At 60.3% G+C, this 15,715-nt stretch carries 13 protein-coding genes and 2 pseudogenes; 12 read left to right on the top strand and 3 right to left on the bottom strand.

The genetic code is table 11. The features are described from left to right. On the bottom strand, positions 1-1,012 hold a 1,012-nt coding region (locus HA48_RS13785; RefSeq protein WP_128601823.1), incomplete at its 3' end, for a benzoate/H(+) symporter BenE family transporter. Positions 1,013-1,107: 95 nt separating this feature from the next. Here HA48_RS13785 and HA48_RS13780 point away from each other — a divergent pair. The 3 genes from HA48_RS13780 to HA48_RS13770 all read left to right on the top strand — a co-directional run bounded on the left by HA48_RS13780 (position 1,108) and on the right by HA48_RS13770 (position 3,092). Then, positions 1,108-1,653 carry a helix-turn-helix domain-containing protein gene (locus HA48_RS13780; protein ID WP_128601822.1) on the top strand — a complete coding sequence of 182 codons (546 nt, stop codon included), beginning with the start codon at positions 1,108-1,110 and terminating at the stop codon, positions 1,651-1,653. 214 nt (positions 1,654-1,867) lie between these two features. Further along, complete coding sequence (locus HA48_RS13775) at positions 1,868-2,422, top strand: isochorismatase family protein (RefSeq protein WP_128601821.1); 555 nt, start codon at positions 1,868-1,870, stop codon at positions 2,420-2,422. 193 nt (positions 2,423-2,615) lie between these two features. After that, positions 2,616-3,092 carry a DM13 domain-containing protein gene (locus HA48_RS13770; RefSeq protein ID WP_128601820.1) on the top strand — a complete coding sequence of 159 codons (477 nt, stop codon included), beginning with the start codon at positions 2,616-2,618 and terminating at the stop codon, positions 3,090-3,092. 30 nt (positions 3,093-3,122) lie between these two features. Here HA48_RS13770 and pqqU read toward each other — a convergent pair. Continuing rightward, positions 3,123-5,236 (bottom strand): annotated as a pseudogene (gene pqqU / locus HA48_RS13765) (TonB-dependent receptor PqqU). Positions 5,237-5,453: 217 nt separating this feature from the next. Between pqqU and HA48_RS13760 the strand changes: the two are divergent. Together HA48_RS13760 and HA48_RS13755 are read left to right on the top strand one after the other, a co-directional pair. Continuing rightward, a complete protein-coding gene (locus tag HA48_RS13760) occupies positions 5,454-6,317 on the top strand; it encodes an NAD(P)-dependent oxidoreductase (protein WP_128601819.1) in 864 nt (287 codons plus the stop codon). 1 nt (position 6,318) lies between these two features. Beyond that, positions 6,319-7,101, top strand: coding sequence for an AraC family transcriptional regulator (locus tag HA48_RS13755; RefSeq protein ID WP_128601818.1), 783 nt, complete (start codon positions 6,319-6,321; stop codon positions 7,099-7,101). On the opposite strand, the pseudogene leuA reads toward HA48_RS13755, so the two are convergent. Continuing rightward, positions 7,052-8,736: pseudogene (leuA, locus tag HA48_RS13750) on the bottom strand (2-isopropylmalate synthase). The gene HA48_RS13755 and the pseudogene leuA overlap by 50 nt on opposite strands. Before the next feature lie 245 nt (positions 8,737-8,981). On the opposite strand from leuA, the gene HA48_RS13745 reads away from it, so the two are divergent. The 7 genes from HA48_RS13745 (at position 8,982) to pqqF (ending at position 15,698) form a co-directional block, all read left to right on the top strand. Beyond that, positions 8,982-10,007 carry a dipeptidase gene (locus tag HA48_RS13745; protein ID WP_128601817.1) on the top strand — a complete coding sequence of 342 codons (1,026 nt, stop codon included), beginning with the start codon at positions 8,982-8,984 and terminating at the stop codon, positions 10,005-10,007. Between the two features lie 149 nt (positions 10,008-10,156). Then, complete coding sequence (gene pqqA, locus HA48_RS13740; RefSeq protein WP_010617686.1) at positions 10,157-10,228, top strand: pyrroloquinoline quinone precursor peptide PqqA; 72 nt, start codon at positions 10,157-10,159, stop codon at positions 10,226-10,228. A 55-nt stretch (positions 10,229-10,283) separates the two neighbouring features. Further along, positions 10,284-11,210 carry a pyrroloquinoline quinone biosynthesis protein PqqB gene (gene pqqB / locus HA48_RS13735; RefSeq protein WP_128601816.1) on the top strand — a complete coding sequence of 309 codons (927 nt, stop codon included), beginning with the start codon at positions 10,284-10,286 and terminating at the stop codon, positions 11,208-11,210. Continuing rightward, positions 11,207-11,962, top strand: coding sequence for a pyrroloquinoline-quinone synthase PqqC (pqqC, locus tag HA48_RS13730; protein ID WP_128601815.1), 756 nt, complete (start codon positions 11,207-11,209; stop codon positions 11,960-11,962). Before pqqB ends, pqqC begins: the two co-directional genes overlap by 4 nt. A gap of 4 nt (positions 11,963-11,966) precedes the next feature. After that, the gene (pqqD, locus tag HA48_RS13725) at positions 11,967-12,245 is read left to right on the top strand and encodes a pyrroloquinoline quinone biosynthesis peptide chaperone PqqD (RefSeq protein ID WP_128601814.1); all 279 of its coding nucleotides are present in this window, start codon (positions 11,967-11,969) and stop codon (positions 12,243-12,245) included. Then, positions 12,232-13,374, top strand: a complete 1,143-nt coding sequence (pqqE, locus tag HA48_RS13720) for a pyrroloquinoline quinone biosynthesis protein PqqE (RefSeq protein ID WP_128601813.1) — start codon at positions 12,232-12,234, stop codon at positions 13,372-13,374. The genes pqqD and pqqE overlap by 14 nt, the downstream gene beginning before the upstream one ends. Beyond that, entirely contained in the window at positions 13,374-15,698 is a 2,325-nt protein-coding gene (gene pqqF, locus HA48_RS13715; protein WP_128601812.1) for a pyrroloquinoline quinone biosynthesis protein PqqF, read from the top strand. Before pqqE ends, pqqF begins: the two co-directional genes overlap by 1 nt. The last annotated feature ends 17 nt before the right edge of the window (positions 15,699-15,715 follow it).

Raw genomic sequence — 15,715 nt, 5'->3', positions numbered from 1 at the left:
CTGGCGACGTCGCCAGCAGCGCCAGGCCCGCCAGGGTGGCGATCAGTACGGATGGCAGGGCACTCAGCAGGATAGCGATCAGTGCGCCGGTGAAGCCGGTGAGCAGATAAAAAATGCCGGCAATTGCTGAGGCCATCCAGCGCCGCGCGGGATTGGGATCAACATCATCCCCCATACAGATGGCGGCGGTGATGGCAGCGATACACACGGAAAAGCCGCCGAACGGCGAGAGAATAAGGGCAATGAAACCGGTCCATCCGGTGAGGGCGGAGACCGGTGGCTGATAACCGTGCGCCTGTAGTGTCGCAATGCCCGGGGCGTTTTGTGATGCCATCGTGACCAGAAAATAGGGCAAGCCCACGCCAATCAGCGCCGCCAGGTTGATGTGCGGCATGATGAATTCTGGCACGCTCAGCGTCAGCGCATGCGGCGGGAAGTGGATCGCCCGCTGCCCCAGCGCCACCAGCACGCCGGTGACCAGCGCCAGGATAATGGCGTAGCGCGGCAGCCAGCGACGGCCAATCAGCCATATCAGGCACATGCTGCCGCACAGGGCCGGGTTGCTCTCTAATCCGCTAAAGGTGCCGATGCCAAAGCGCAGCAAAATCCCCGCCAGCATGGCAGCCGCCAGCGACTGCGGGATGTGATTCATCAGCCGGGCAAAGAGTCCGGTGATGCCGCTCAGCACAATCAGCAGGTTGGTGATCACAAAGAGCCCAACCACCTCATTGAGCGTCAGACCCTGCACGCTGGTTGCCAGCAGGGCGGCACCGGGCGTTGACCAGGCCGCAAGGATCGGCATGCGCGTCCAGAGCGATAACGCAAAAGAGGCCACGCCCATGCCCACGCCGAGCATGGAGAACCAACCGCCGATTTGCGCTGGCGAGGCTCCGGCAGCTTGCGCCGCCTGGAAAATGAGCGCCGCGCTGCTGCTGTAACCCACGAGTACGGCAATGAATCCGGAGACCAGCATCGGAAACGAGAACGCGCTGCGCGTTGAAGCAATATTCATCCATCACATCCTGTTGTGCGTTATAACGCACAATATGGCATGCGTGCGTTTCGCGTACAAGTGCTACACTGCCGCGCGAGCTTTTGGGGGATCTTATGGAAAATCTGCATCAACATCTGAGTCTGGCGCTGAAACAGCTGCGTCAGGCGAATGGCTGGAGCCTGACGCTGGCCGCCGGACGCACCGGTGTGAGTAAAGCGATGCTGGGACAAATTGAGCGCGGTGAATCCAGCCCGACCGTGGCAACGTTATGGAAGATTGCCACTGGTTTTAACGTGCCGTTCTCCTTTTTTGTGCAGGGCGGCGCAGAGCCGGCCGGTGGCGTTGCCACGTTCAGCCAGCCCAATGCGCAGATGCAGGTTAAACCGTTACTGCCCTATGATGCGCAGCTGCGCTTTGATCTGCTGGAGGTGACGCTGGCCCCAGGCGCGCAGAGCGACTCCTCGGCGCACGAAAGCGGCGTTATCGAACAGGTGGTGGTACTCGAAGGAGAGCTTCTGTTGAATATCGAGGGCACCTGGCGACGCGTGCAGTCGGGCGAAGCGAGTCAGTTTGCGGCTGATAAGCCGCACAGTTATCGCAACCCACTCAGCATCCCGCTGCGCTTTCATAGTCTTATCCACTATTTGCAGCGCCCGTAACGTTTCGTTATGCCAGCAGCATCGCCAATTGCAGGGCCGCCGCTTCGTATCAACGGCTTACAAATTAATAACGGTGCAAACTACCCAGGCCTTCCGCCTGTTTATATACTCGCGCTGCATGAGTATAAGCACGGCTTACAGAGCGCAGGCGCAACCTGCGCTGCCATCGCTGACTTACATTAACCCGCCAACCCTGACTCTGAGAGGACTCTTCATGGCTTTAACGACTCTTGATGCCAACACCGCGCTTATTGTAATTGATCTGCAGCACGGCATCGTGCGCCTGCCGGTGACGCCACTGAAACCTGATGAGGTGATTGAGCGTGCCGCTCGTCTGACTGAGGCGTTCCGCGCGAAACAACAGCCTGTAGTGTTAGTGAACGTTGCCGGCGGCGCCCCGGGCCGTACCCAACAGCCGCGTCACGCTGGCGAGCTGCCTGCCGACTGGGCGCAGCTGGTCCCTGAGATGACGCCCCGGCCAGACGATATCTGCATCACGAAAACCACCTGGGGCGCTTTTCACGCGACCGATCTGCATGCGCAACTGCAGCAGCGCGGCGTGACGCAGGTTGTGATTTGCGGCATCGCCACCAGCATTGGGGTAGAGGCCACGGCGCGTCAGGCTTATGAGTTGGGCTATAATGTCACGCTGGCCACCGATGCCATGACCTGCCTGGATGCGGAGACGCACCGCAATAGCATTGAGCGTATTTTCCCTCGCCTGGGTGAAACCGGCACCACCGACGACGTGCTGGCGCTGCTGGCATAAGGCGCATCTGGCGGCCCTGACGGGTCGCCAAAAAGCCCCCTGACGCACCTCAACCAATACTCACCACAACGTTAATAGCGTTCTGCATTTCTCATTAAACCGGCCATGTTGAAGGGTTATTTCGCTTTACCGCGCTACTGTTTTGCTGATTCGCAACGGCAGTTAAAAATAACGCTCACCCGGAATAATCGTCATGAAAAATAAAGTAAGACTGATTTATATCGCCCCTTATCTTTTCTTTCTCGGCGCGGGTTTTGCGCTGGGCGTTTATATGCTGCCCGATCTGAACGCGGAAAACAGTGCCCTGATGCAGGAGATTCGCGCGGCCCAGGCGCAGGCAAAGTACACCGCGCGATTTTCACGTGACCAGCCAGGCAGTAGTGCGCGCTATTGGGCCGAGGGCGATGTTTATATCTCCGAGCATGATATTGCGTTTATCGGCAAGATTGCGCCCGGACCCGACTATAAACTCTATCTGACCCGACAACAGGCGTACGATCAGACAGGTTTCCTGAAAATGAAAAGTGAGGCGGTACTGGTTGGGGCCGTCGATCACGCGGGTAATTTTATTCAGGCCCTGCCTGAGCATGTAAAGCCGGATGATTACGCCGCCGTACAGATCTGGTGTGAGCGTTTTTCTACTTTTATTGCTTCAGCACGCTATCAATAAAAAAGGTGCCTCACGTCTGAGGCACCTGGCTTATTGCTGGAAGGCGTAACTTACCGTTAAACCGGCGCTGTAATTACGGCCCGGCGCGGATTCGTAATAACGACCGTTACTCTCATTAACGATCACGGAACCGACGTAGCGGCGGTCAAACAGATTATCGACGCGGCCAAACAGATCCAGCGTCCAGTTCTTAATCAGCCACTTATAGCCGCTGTTCACGCCCACCACGGTGTAGGACGGCGCTTTTACATCATTTTGATCGTTGGCGGCGATATCGCTCAGGTAGCGCACTTCACCGCCGGCATACCAGCCTGTTCCGGCGTGTAGCCCAGGCCGGCATAAGCCATGTTGCGCGCAATGCCCGGAATGCGTTTGCCGTCGCAGCTGTCGCTGCCGCAGGCATTACTGCGGTAGCGCGCGTCCAGCAGCGTCCATGCCGCTTTTGCATGCCAGTCGTAGCCAAACTGCTGATCAAGCCCCAGCTCCAGGCCGCGCCGCCGGGTTTCACCGGCATTTTTGTAAGTTGAGCGTCCATTGGATGAACCGTCAGTGACGATCTCATTTTTTGTGTCGGTCTGGAACACCGCAGCGGTAAGCAGACCATTGCCGATACGCTTTTTGGTCCCCCATTCAAAGGTATCGCTGGTAGCCGGCTGCAGGCCGAGGTTCAGACCATTTTGATCGTTTGACCGGTATGAGAGCTCGTTCAGCGTTGGCGTCTCAAAACCGCGACCCGCTGACACATAGGTATTCCAGCTGCTATCAATCGCATAGTTGAGCGAGGCCGCAGGCAGCCAGCGATGATAGCGACGGTTGCCGCTGTCATCCGGATCGTCATTGGTTATGTAGTAATCATTGGAATCAAAATTCACCGTACTGAAACGCACACCGGCATCCAGCGACCAGCTGTCGCTCAGTTGCCAGGCCGTTTGCAGATAGGGATCAAGGTTCCACATCAGATTGCGCTCATTGCGCCGCATCTCACCCTGCACGCCCAGATCGCCGCCGCTAAAGTTTTGATAACCCTTGCGCTTTTCGGTCATGGTCTCATAGTCCAGGCCGCCAGTCAGCGTCACCGGCACGGTAAACAGCGTATCGCGGTGCGTCCAGCGGGTATCAATGCCCTGATAGTGACGCGCCAGCGAGATCGCGCCGCCGGGGTGTCCGGCACGCCGCTGTACCGCAGCAGGAATGGACTGATACTGCGTGGTCTCACGCTCACCGGCGTACATCATGACGCTCAGATCGTCGCTGTCACTCATCTGGCGCTGGTAGTGCAGGCCCGCCTGGGTTTGGTCGACCGTTTTGCGCGCATTGTAGAGCGTAACGTTGCTTGCCACCTGGCGCGGATTATCACGCCACTGCTCAACCGTCAGCCCGCCGGGATCCTGCGCCTCTACGTGCACGCTGTTAAACAGCAGCGTCAGGGTGCTGACATCATCAATGCGCACGCCCAGTTTGGCATTGCCGAGATTCTTCTGCGCCGAGCTGTGGTCGCGATAGCCGTGAGTGGTAAAACGTGACGCGGAGACGGTGTAGTTGACATCTCCGGCGTGGGTGCCATCGCCAGTCGCGCCGCTGGCCTTGACGCTATTACGCCAGCTGCCATAGCTGCCGTACCAGCTGCTGGCTTCCAGCGTGGTGGGCTGCTGTCCGGTCTCCGTCTCCACGTTGATCACTCCGCCGGAAGAGTTGCCATAGAGCGCAGAGAAGGGGCCGCGCAGCACCTCCACACGATCAATCGAACCGATATCAATGTTCGAGGTCTGGCCCTGGCCATCCGGCATGGTCGCCGGAATACCGTCAACGTACATTCTCAGCCCGCGTACGCCAAAAGTGGAGCGGGAGCCGAAGCCGCGCACGGAGATCTGCAGGTCCTGCGCGTAATTCTGGCGGTTTTGGATTTGTAGCCCGGGGACGCTGGTGAGGTTTTCAGACAGGTTCACGCGCGGCGCGGCGTGACGCATCTCGTCACCGCTGATCACGCTCACGGCCGCGGGCGTATCAAGTTCGGAGAGGCCCGAACCGGCCGGCGCGGCGCTCACCACCATGGTATTGCCGGCGTTATCCGCCGCCAGCAGCGGCAGCGGGAGAAGTGCAGGCAGCATCAGCAACGGTGCCTGTCGCAATAGAGACATTTTCATTATGTAAAGACCGTGAAAGAGGCGTAATGAACCAGGCGGAACATTTGTGCGCGTATGTTACTCGTTTTGTCGTTTGTTTGAAAAGCGTGAATAGTATGACGGAATATTGTCAGGCGCGGCGTGAAAAAATGTTTTTTCAGCGCACTGACAGCCTGGCTGCCCGGCACAAATTCTGTCAGTGTGGGGGTTTTGCCAGAAAGCACAAGAGGGAGTGAAGATGAGTCAGCAACCTGTGGTAGCAGTACTGGGATTGGGCGCAATGGGGCACGCTTTTGCCGCTAACCTGTTGAAAAAGGGCTTCTGGGTGCGTGGCTGGAACCGCACACGCGCCAAAGGTGAGGATCTGCTGAGCGCAGGCCTGACGCTAACAGACAGCGCCGCACAGGCGGTTGAGGGCGCAGATGTAGTGATCGCCATGCTGGCTGACGGTGCCACCACGCGCCAGACGCTGGCCGACGTCAGCCGCGCGCTGAAGCAGGGCGCGACCGTGGCACAGATGGGCACCATCGGCGTGGACGATACCGATGCTCTGATCGCGGAACTGCAGCAGGCGCGTCCGGATATCCTGTTTATTGATGCACCGGTCTCAGGGACCAAGGCGCCGGCGGAAAATGCCCAGATTCTGGTGATGGCGAGCGGCGATCGCAGCCGCGCGCAGGCCGCTGAGCAGGTTTTTGCCGCTATTGGTAAAGGCACACAGTGGCTGGGTGAAGCCGGTGCCAGCTCGCGCATGAAGCTGGTGGTCAATAGCTGGCTGATTGGCCTGATGCAGAGCCTGGCCGAGAGCACGCGTCTGGCGGAGCAGTTTGGTTTCAGTACGGATGATTTATGGCGCGTGCTGGAGGGCGGTCCGCTGGCTGCGCCCTATGCCAAAGCCAAACTCGCCATGATCGAAAGCGGTGATTTCACCCCGCAGATGCATCTGGTCTGGGCGCTGAAAGACGCGAAGCTGGCGCTGGACGCTGCCGGTGATACCCGCCTACCTGCGCTGGAGAACATTGTGGATGTCTGGCAACAGGCGGTTGACGCTGGCCACGGCGAGCAGGATCTGGCGGCGGTCTATCAGTACCTGAAGCGCTGATATGAGCCAGCGGCTCAGCTTCGATTTCTCACGGCGTCCTTTGGTGCCGTACGCGCATGACTACGCCCACGGCGCAGCAGAGCCTTGGCATTTTCACGACTGCGCCCAGCTGATTCATACGCTGAGCGGGGTGGTGAAGGTGGAGACGCAGCACGGTAGCTGGGTGGTGCCGCCCAGCCGCGGCGTGTGGCTGCCCGCCGGAACGCGCCATGCGCTGCACACGGTGGGCAGCGTGGCGGCGCGGACGCTGTTTGTTGATCCGCTGGCGCGTGCCGATCTGCCGGCCAGCTGTCAGGTGGTGCAGATCTCGCCCTTGCTGCGTGAGCTGATTGTCACCGCGCTGACGTTGCCGGAGCAGTACGGTGCCGGCAGTCGCGCAGAGCGCATCTACGAGCTGATTCTGGATGAGATTCGCGTCATGGATGTGCTGCCGTTTGGCCTGCCGCTGCCGGAGAGCGAACGCCTGCTGGCGCTGTGCCAGCAGATTCAGCAGGCGCCGGGCGAGGCGTGGACGCTGAAGCGCGCCGCCGCGCAGCTGTGCGTGGCTGAACGGACGCTGGCGCGCCACTTTAGCCGCGAGACCGGTTTGCAGTTCAGCGACTGGCTGCGGCGCGCACGCCTGAGCGTGGCGCTGACGCGGCTGGCGCAGGGTGACGCCGTACTCACGGTGGCGCTCGATCTCGGTTATGAGAGTCCGAGCGCCTTCAGCGCCATGTTTCGCCGCGTGCTCGGCGTTACGCCAGCGAACTACTTTCCTGTGGCAGAAAAACGCGTGCCGCGTTGAGCAGGGCCTGCAGCGAGGCGCGCGTGACATCATTATCAATCCCCACGCCCCAGCTGCGTTCGCCGCGCGCATTGAGACAGCTGATGTAGGCCACCGAACGGCTGTCGCTGCGCTTGCCCAGCGTATGCTCGTGGTAATCCTCAATGGTCATTGAGAGATCATAGCGCTGGCGTAGCGCCGCCACCGCCGCCGAGAGCAAACCGTTGCCTTTGCCCTCCAGCGTCAGCGGCTGCGAACCCTGCTGCAGGCGTGCCTTAAAGCGTGTCTCCCCTGTTCATCGCTGTGGCTCTCCGCCTCCAGCAGCCGACGGGCCGGCTGCGTTAAGCCGTAGTGCTGGCAGAACAGCTGCCACAGCGCATGGTGCGTCATCTCCTGGCCATGATCGTCGGTTTGCTGCTGCACCACACGGCTGAAATCCTGCTGCAGTCCGCGCGGCAGTTGCAGGCCATGGTTCTGCTCCAGCAGCCAGGCCGCGCCGCCTTTTCCGGACTGGCTGTTAACCCGAATCACCGCTTCGTAGCTGCAGCCGATATCCAGCGGGTCAAGCGGCAGGTAGGGCATCTGCCAGATCGTCTCCTGCCGTTCGCTGCGTTCAGCAAAACCTTTGCGGATGGCGTCCTGATGTGAGCCGGAGAAGGCGGTAAATACCAGCTCACCGGCATAAGGGTGGCGTGGATGCACCGGCAGCTGGTTGCACCGCGTGACCACTTCCAGCACCTGCTGGATATCGCTGAAATCGAGATTCGGCGCCACGCCCTGCGTATACAAATTGAGCGCCAGCGTGACGATATCGACATTGCCGGTGCGCTCGCCGTTACCAAACAGGCAGCCCTCTACGCGGTCAGCCCCCGCCAGCACCGCCAGCTCCGCACAGGCGATGCCGGTGCCGCGATCGTTGTGTGGATGGACGCTGATCGCAACCTGCTGGCGCTGGCTGAAGTGGCGGCAGAAATATTCAATCTGGTCGGCATAGACGTTAGGGGTGTTGACCTCAACCGTGGCGGGCAGGTTTATGATCATCGGACGCGACGGGCCGGGCTGCCAGATAGCAGCGACCGCTTCGCAAATCTCCAGCGCAAAGTCGGGTTCGGTGAAGCAGAAGGTCTCCGGCGAGTACTGGAATGTCCATACGGTATCGCGCTGCTCCGCACAGCGTGCGCGGATCTGCCGGGCACCGGCGCAGGCCAGTTCAATGATTTCGGCCTTGCTCTGACGGAATACGCGCTCACGGAACAGCGGTGCGGTGGCATTGTACATATGGATGATGGCCTGCGGTGCGCCGCGCAGCGCCTCAAAGGTGCGGTCGATGAGATCGCTACGTGCCTGGGTGAGCACCTGAATCGCCACATCAGACGGGATGTGGTTTTGCTCAATCAGCAGACGGACAAAATCGAAATCGGTTTGCGACGCGGCCGGGAAGGCCACTTCAATCTCTTTGAAACCGCAACGCAGCAGCAGCTGCCAGAACTCCAGCTTGCGCGCACCGTCCATCGGCGTTGCCAGCGCCTGATTGCCATCGCGCAGGTCAGTAGAGAGCCAGCGCGGCGCCTGCGTGAGCTGGCGCGATGGCCATTGACGATCGGGTAAGTCGATTACCGGCCAGGCACGGTATTTTGCAGCAGGTTGGGTCAGCATAGGGTTCTCCTTGTAATGATGCAGCCAGTCTGGCGGAGGCCGCTGCCTCGTGCTCACGCATAACTGACAACCCATCGCGCATTACGGACAAGTTTGATCGCTGCGGGTAATGAACCTGGTCAGAAGGGGTATCGCTGTGGTTGAAAGAAAACCGCTTACCAACCTGAGCCTTTGTGCGCTGGAATCTGGTGCAACGGGGCCGGGACGCGTAGCATAGTCACACGGTGTTCTTTTCAGATAATGCGATGTTATTTAAAACCTTTGATGGTCATAACGACCTGCTCCTGAACCTGTGGCTGCATTACCGCGACGATCCCGCCGGGGCCTTCTATGCGGGTATCGCGAAAGGTCACCTCGATTTTCCGCGGATGCAGCAGGGCGGTTTTGCCGGCGGCTTGTTCGCGATGTTTGTGCCGCCGCAGCGCTACGTTGAAGAGGTGGCGCCGCAGCAAGTGCAGCAAAACTGGCAGCCGCTGGAGATCCTGTGGCAGCAGCTCGACATCCTGAAAACGCTGGTGGCGCACTCTGCAGGGCGTGCGCGCCTGTGCCTCTCCACGGCGGATATCGCTGCCTGTCGCCGCGACGGCGTGCTGGCAATGGTGGCACACATTGAAGGCGCCGATGGCTTTGATGCCGACGGTGCCGATCTCGCGGCGTTTTACCAGGCCGGCGTGCGCAGCATCGGTCCGTTCTGGAACCTGGCAAATCGCTTTGGCGAAGGCGTCAGTGGTGGATTTCCCGGCTCGCCGGACAGCGGGCCCGGCTTAACTGCCGCCGGTGAGCGGCTCATCGCGTTCGCTAACCAGCACCGCATACTGATTGATATGTCCCACATGAACGAAAAAGCCTTCTGGAATACGGCACGGCTCTCGCATGCGCCGCTGGTGGCGACCCACTCAAACGCACATGTGCTGTGCCCCCAGCCGCGCAACCTTACCGATGACCAGTTGCGTGCAATTCGCGACAGCGGTGGCGTGGTGGGCATCAATTTTGGCAATGCATTTCTGCGCGCCGACGGCAAACGCGATGATGACACCGGTGTGATCGAAATTGTTAAACACTGTGAGCATCTGATCTCTATCATGGGGCCCGATCATGTGGCGCTGGGGTCAGATTTTGATGGCATCAGCGTACCGGCAGAGCTCGGTGACGTCACCGGATTGCCCGGTCTCTATGCGCTTTTGCAGAGTCTCAACTATGATCATGCATTGATTGAACAGCTTGCCTGGGGCAACTGGCAGCGCGTGTTGCGACAAATCTGGCAGGATTAGCACCATTCTCTTACGGAATCAGGGTTGATCTCAGCGCGACATTGACGCAACATCGCGCCGCGTCGTGTGTTGCTAAAGGAAGATGCTTTCCTGTGGCAATCATTTCCAGCAGAGCCTGCTCTGCGTTTTGTACTATGAGGAAGAGTATTATGTGGAAAAAGCCTGAGTTTGTTGACCTGCGTCTGGGCCTGGAAGTGACTCTGTACATCTCCAACCGCTAAGACCCTGTGCCCGCCACTCGTGCGGGCCTTTTCTTCTCCTGCTTCGGTCCTTCACATGTTTATTAAAGTCCTCGGTTCAGCGGCAGGCGGCGGCTTTCCGCAGTGGAACTGCAACTGCGCCAACTGCAGCGGGCTGCGTAATGGTACGCTCCAGGCGCAGGCGCGCACGCAGTCGTCGATCATTGTCAGCGACAATGGTGAAGATTGGGTGCTGTGTAACGCCTCGCCCGATATCAGCCAGCAAATTGCCCGTACGCCTGAACTGGTGAAGCACGGCGTGCTGCGCGGCACGGCCATCGGCAGCATTATCCTCACCGATAGCCAGATCGATCACACCACCGGGCTGCTCAGCCTGCGTGAAGGGTGCCCGCATCAGATATGGTGCACGCCGGAAGTGCACGCCGATCTCACCAGCGGTTTCCCGATCTTTACCATGCTGCAACACTGGAACGGCGGCCTGCAGCATCGTCCGTTGACGCCGCTTGATCCTTTCCGCGTTGATGTCTGCCGCAGCCTGCAGTTCACCGCTATCCCCATTCTCAGCAACGCGCCGCCCTATTCGCCGTGGCGCGATCGTCCGCTGCCCGGCCATAACGTGGCGCTGTTTATTGAGAACACCGTTAACGGCCAGACGCTACTCTATGCGCCAGGCCTGGGTGAGCCGGATGCGGTGATTATGCCCTGGCTGCAAAAAGCCGATTGCCTGCTGATTGACGGCACGGTGTGGCAGGACGATGAACTGCTCACCACCGGCGTGGGTAAAAACACCGGCAAAGCGATGGGCCATCTGGCGCTGGCCGAAGAGCAGGGCCTGATGGCGCTGCTGGCTTCACTGCCGGCCCGCCGCAAAATTCTGATTCACATTAACAACACCAATCCGATCCTCAACGAACACTCGCCGCAGCGTCAGTTCCTGACGCAGCAGGGCATTGAAGTGAGCTGGGACGGCATGGCGATCCACCTGCAGGAGACCGCATCGTGATCATCACCGAAGCGTTAACGCCGCAAGCCTTTGAACAGGCGCTGCGTGCCAAAGGCGACTATTACCACATTCACCATCCGTACCACATTGCGATGCATAACGGCGACGCGACGCGTGAGCAGATTCAGGGCTGGGTAGCGAACCGCTTCTATTATCAGACCAACATCCCCCTGAAAGATGCGGCGATCATGGCGAACTGCCCGGATCCGGCCACGCGGCGCAAATGGGTACAGCGTATTCTTGATCACGACGGTAGCCACGATCGGGAGGGCGGCATCGAAGCCTGGCTGCAGCTTGGCGAAGCGGTTGGCCTGACGCGTGAAGCACTGTTATCAGAAAAACATGTGTTGCCCGGTGTGCGTTTCGCCGTGGATGCCTATGTTAATTTTGCCCGCCGCGCCAACTGGCAGGAGGCCGCCTGCAGCTCGCTCACCGAGCTGTTTGCGCCGCAGATCCACCAGTCGCGCCTGGAGAGCTGGCCGCAGCACTATCCGTGGATCAAAGAAGAGGGCTACTTCTACTTCCGCAATCGTCTTAGCCAGGCGAACCGCGATGTGGAGCACGGCCTGGCGCTGGCGCTGGAGGTCTTTACCACCGCAGAGCAGCAGAACCGGATGCTGGAGATTCTGCAGTTCAAACTCGACATCCTGTGGACCCTGCTGGATGCCATGACCATGGCTTATGCACTGCACCGTCCGCCGTATCACACCGTTACCGACAGCGCCGTATGGCACACCACAAGGCTGGTATAACCTTATGAATGAGAATCTGATTCCGGCATTTCGCCGCGGCTACCGCATGCAGTGGGAAGCCGCGCAGGAGAGCCACGTGGTGCTCTATCCGGAAGGCATGGCAAAACTCAATGAGACCGCAGCGGCCATTCTGGCGCTGGTGACGGGCAAGCAGGACGTGGCGGCTATCATCGCCACGCTGAATGCGCGCTTTCCGGAAGCCGGCGGCGTTGACGATGACGTGAAAGAGTTTCTGCAATCAGCAGTAGAACAAAAATGGATTCAGTGTCGTGAACCCGAATAAACCTGGCGTTAATGCGCCGCTGTGGCTGCTGGCGGAGTTAACCTACCGCTGCCCGCTGCAGTGCCCGTACTGCTCGAATCCGCTCGACTTCTCGCAGCAGGAGAAGGAGCTCACCACAGAGCAGTGGATTGAGGTATTCCGTCAGGCGCGCGCCATGGGCAGCGTGCAGCTCGGCTTTTCGGGTGGCGAACCGCTGACGCGAAAAGATCTGCCGGAGCTGATCCGCGCTGCGCGCGATCTGGGCTTCTATACCAACCTGATCACCTCCGGTATTGGCCTGACGGAGAAAAAACTCGACGCCTTCGCCGATGCCGGACTGGACCATATTCAGATCAGCTTCCAGGCCAGCGACGAGACACTGAATGCGGCGCTGGCCGGCTCGAAAAAAGCCTTCCAACAGAAGCTGGAGATGGCGCGCGCCGTCAAAAAACATGGCTATCCGATGGTGCTGAACTTTGTGCTGCATCGCCACAATATCGATCAGATCGATAAAATCATCGACCTGTGCATTGAGCTGGAAGCCGATGACGTTGAACTGGCGACCTGCCAGTTTTACGGCTGGGCGCATCTGAATCGTGAAGGGCTGCTGCCCACGCGTGAGCAGATCGCCCGGGCAGAGGCGGTGGTGGCTGAGTATCGGGCGCGCATGGGCGAGAGCGGAAACCTGACCAACCTGCTGTTTGTGACGCCGGATTACTACGAAGAGCGGCCCAAGCCCTGCATGGGCGGCTGGGGATCGATCTTCCTGAGCGTTACGCCGGAAGGGACGGCGTTACCCTGTCACAGCGCCCGCCAGCTGCCGGTCGCCTTTCCCTCGGTGCTGGAGCAACCTCTGGACGATATCTGGTACAACTCGTTCGGCTTCAACCGTTATCGCGGCTTTGACTGGATGCCGGAGCCGTGCCGCTCGTGCGATGAGAAAGAGAAGGATTTTGGCGGCTGCCGCTGCCAGGCCTGGATGCTGACCGGCGATGCGGATAACACCGATCCGGTATGCAGCAAATCACCGCATCATGGCAAAATTCTTGAGGCGCGACGTGAAGCCAACTGCAGCGATATCAAAATTGCCCAGCTGCAATTCCGTAATCGCAGCAATTCAGAGCTGATCTTCAAACAGCGGATAACCTGATGCACACGCGCCGCCTGACGCTGGCCAATGGCCTGCGTTGTGAGTTGATCCACCAGCCGCAGGCAGGCTCAGCCTCGGCGCTGCTTCGCGTTGCCGCCGGGAGTCTGGATGAACCAGACCGCTGGCCAGGGCTGGCGCATCTGCTGGAGCATCTGCTGTTTTGCGGCGGCCAGCGCTTTAGCGACGATCAGCGCCTGATGCCGTGGGTGCAGCAGCAGGGCGGCCAGATCAATGCCACTACGCAGCTGAACCGCAGCGCATTTTTCTTTCAGCTGCCGCCGGCGTCTTTACCCGACGGGCTGGCACGGCTAGCGGATATGCTGGCCGCACCCCGGTTAACTCTGCCAGCCATCGGGCAGGAGATTGCGGTGATCGACGCAGAGTACCAGCTGCTGCGCAATCACGCCGATACCCTCAGCGAAGCTGCGCTGCTTGACGGCCTGGCCGGGGATTTCAGGCGCTTTCGGGTCGGCAATCGATCCGCATTTGGTGACAACGTCACTGAAGTTCGCTCTGTGCTGCGAGATTTTCATCAGCGCTATTACGTAGCGGCAAATATGCAGCTCTGGTTATCCGGACCGCAGTCGCTGGATCAGCTGGAGGCGCTGGCGCAGGAGTACACGGCGGCGATGCCCGATGGCAAGGGTTCTGCAACGTCTCTCCTTATGCACCCTGACACCGCGCGTGATGCGGTGATTGGGCTGGCGGGTGAAGAGCGCTTTTGGTTAACGCTGATAGTGCCCGGAGAAGAGGTTTCTCTTCGTGACAACGTCACGTTGCTGCGGGCCTTCTGGCTGGATGAGGCGCCGGGCGGACTGATGGCGCAGCTACGCACAGAGACCGGCTGTAGCGCACTGGATGTACAGTGGCTGTATCAGGACGCGCACCAGGCCGTGCTGGCGTTGCGCTTTAGCGCACCAGCGATAGATGCTGAACGGGCCTGGCAAATAGAGCAGCGCGTTTGGCAGCACCTGCATGCAACAGGCCATACCACAGCGGCGCAGCAACGGCACTATTTGCAGCTGGCGCAGCAGGATTTCGCGGCGCTTTCACCTCTGGAGCAGCTGCGTGGCCGGGCGCTGCAGTTTGCGCCACCGGAAGCCGTTCCCGCAGGCTTTGCCGCCTTTGTTACGGCTTTACCGCACGCTGCCATCAGCCGTCTGCTAAGCCGACAGCAGGCAGCGGGTGACGTTTGGCAGACACAAGGGTTTACCCTGCAGCGTGGCCCGTGGCCCCGGGTGCGGCCTGCTGAGGTAATGCCGGTTAGCTGGCGCTTTTATCCGCGCCCCGCATCCCACGAGCTTGCTCTGTGCACTGTGCAGCGTGCGTCACTGCCGCTGATTACGCCGGTGGCGCCGCAGGAGACCCTGCTGCTGCGTCCGGCGTGTTATCACACGCTGGACGATGATCGGGCACAGGCGCGGCACGAAGCGCTGCGGCCGCTGCTGGCGCAGCTGCGCCATGACGGCGGCAACGGCAGCTGGCAGCAGCAGCATGGTATCTGGCAACTGGTCCTGACGCTGCCCGGCGCTGCGCCGCAGGCGGTGCAGCGCCTGCCCGACATCATCAGCGCGCTGCATGCGCCTTGTGCTGTAGCGCCCGCGACGGCACCGCACACGATTGCAATTCGCCAGCTTCTGGCAGCGTTACCCCGGCAACTGATCGCGCCGCCCGCGCAGATTGAGTGGCTTGCCGCGTGGTGCGGTGTCGATCGTTCACTGAGCCAGCTGGTGGCCCGCGGGCTGCCAGCGGATTGCCTTAGCGTTCCGGCGTGGGCGGCAGCGCCACGTTTGCAGCAAGGCATCACGGCGGTGGCGTGTCCCGGTAGCGATCAGGCACTGCTGCTGTTTATTCCCTTGCCGCAGCAGGATGATACTGGCCTGGCAGCGCTACGGGCGCTGGCGCTGATGTTTGAGCCACGTTTTTTCCAGCGGCTGCGGGTGGAGCAGCAGGTCGGCTATGTGGTGTCGGCACGCTATCAGCGAATGGCAGATGTGGACGGGTTGCTGCTGGCTTTACAGTCACCCTCGGTGCCGTGGCGTACGCTGCTGACGCACTGCAAGCGCTTTCTGCGCGATATGCAGGCTGTCCTGGCCGGGCTTAGCGACGAAACGCTGCGCGGCTGGCAGGCAACGCTGCGCGCGCAGTGTCCGGCAACGGATAACGCCACCGCCGCCAGTGAAGCTTTGCGCCAGCAGCAGGGCTTGCCCTGTCTGACGCCGGCCGCTGTGGAGGGGCTGACGCTGGCGCACCTGCAGGATCTGCACCTGCGCCTTCTGCGCGAACGCCGCCGCTGGCGTGTATTGGTTTCGCGCCCGGCTTAGGGAGCGGGCGGGTTTCT

Origin of the sequence: Pantoea wallisii, assembly GCF_002095485.1 — a bacterium.
GTDB lineage: Bacteria > Pseudomonadota > Gammaproteobacteria > Enterobacterales > Enterobacteriaceae > Pantoea > Pantoea wallisii.
Note: the sequence above shows the minus strand (reverse complement) of the source record. Positions and strands in the feature narration are given on the sequence as shown.

Excerpts from the sequence above, each read along its gene's own strand:
- pqqF (WP_128601812.1), top strand. The coding sequence starts at position 13,374 with ATGCACACGCGCCGCCTGACGCTGGCCAATGGCCTGCGTTGTGAGTTG.
- HA48_RS13755 (WP_128601818.1), top strand. The coding sequence starts at position 6,319 with ATGAGCCAGCGGCTCAGCTTCGATTTCTCACGGCGTCCTTTGGTGCCG.
- HA48_RS13780 (WP_128601822.1), top strand. The coding sequence starts at position 1,108 with ATGGAAAATCTGCATCAACATCTGAGTCTGGCGCTGAAACAGCTGCGT.
- HA48_RS13760 (WP_128601819.1), top strand. The coding sequence starts at position 5,454 with ATGAGTCAGCAACCTGTGGTAGCAGTACTGGGATTGGGCGCAATGGGG.
- pqqD (WP_128601814.1), top strand. The coding sequence starts at position 11,967 with ATGAATGAGAATCTGATTCCGGCATTTCGCCGCGGCTACCGCATGCAG.
- HA48_RS13775 (WP_128601821.1), top strand. The coding sequence starts at position 1,868 with ATGGCTTTAACGACTCTTGATGCCAACACCGCGCTTATTGTAATTGAT.
- HA48_RS13745 (WP_128601817.1), top strand. The coding sequence starts at position 8,982 with ATGTTATTTAAAACCTTTGATGGTCATAACGACCTGCTCCTGAACCTG.
- pqqB (WP_128601816.1), top strand. The coding sequence starts at position 10,284 with ATGTTTATTAAAGTCCTCGGTTCAGCGGCAGGCGGCGGCTTTCCGCAG.
- HA48_RS13770 (WP_128601820.1), top strand. The coding sequence starts at position 2,616 with ATGAAAAATAAAGTAAGACTGATTTATATCGCCCCTTATCTTTTCTTT.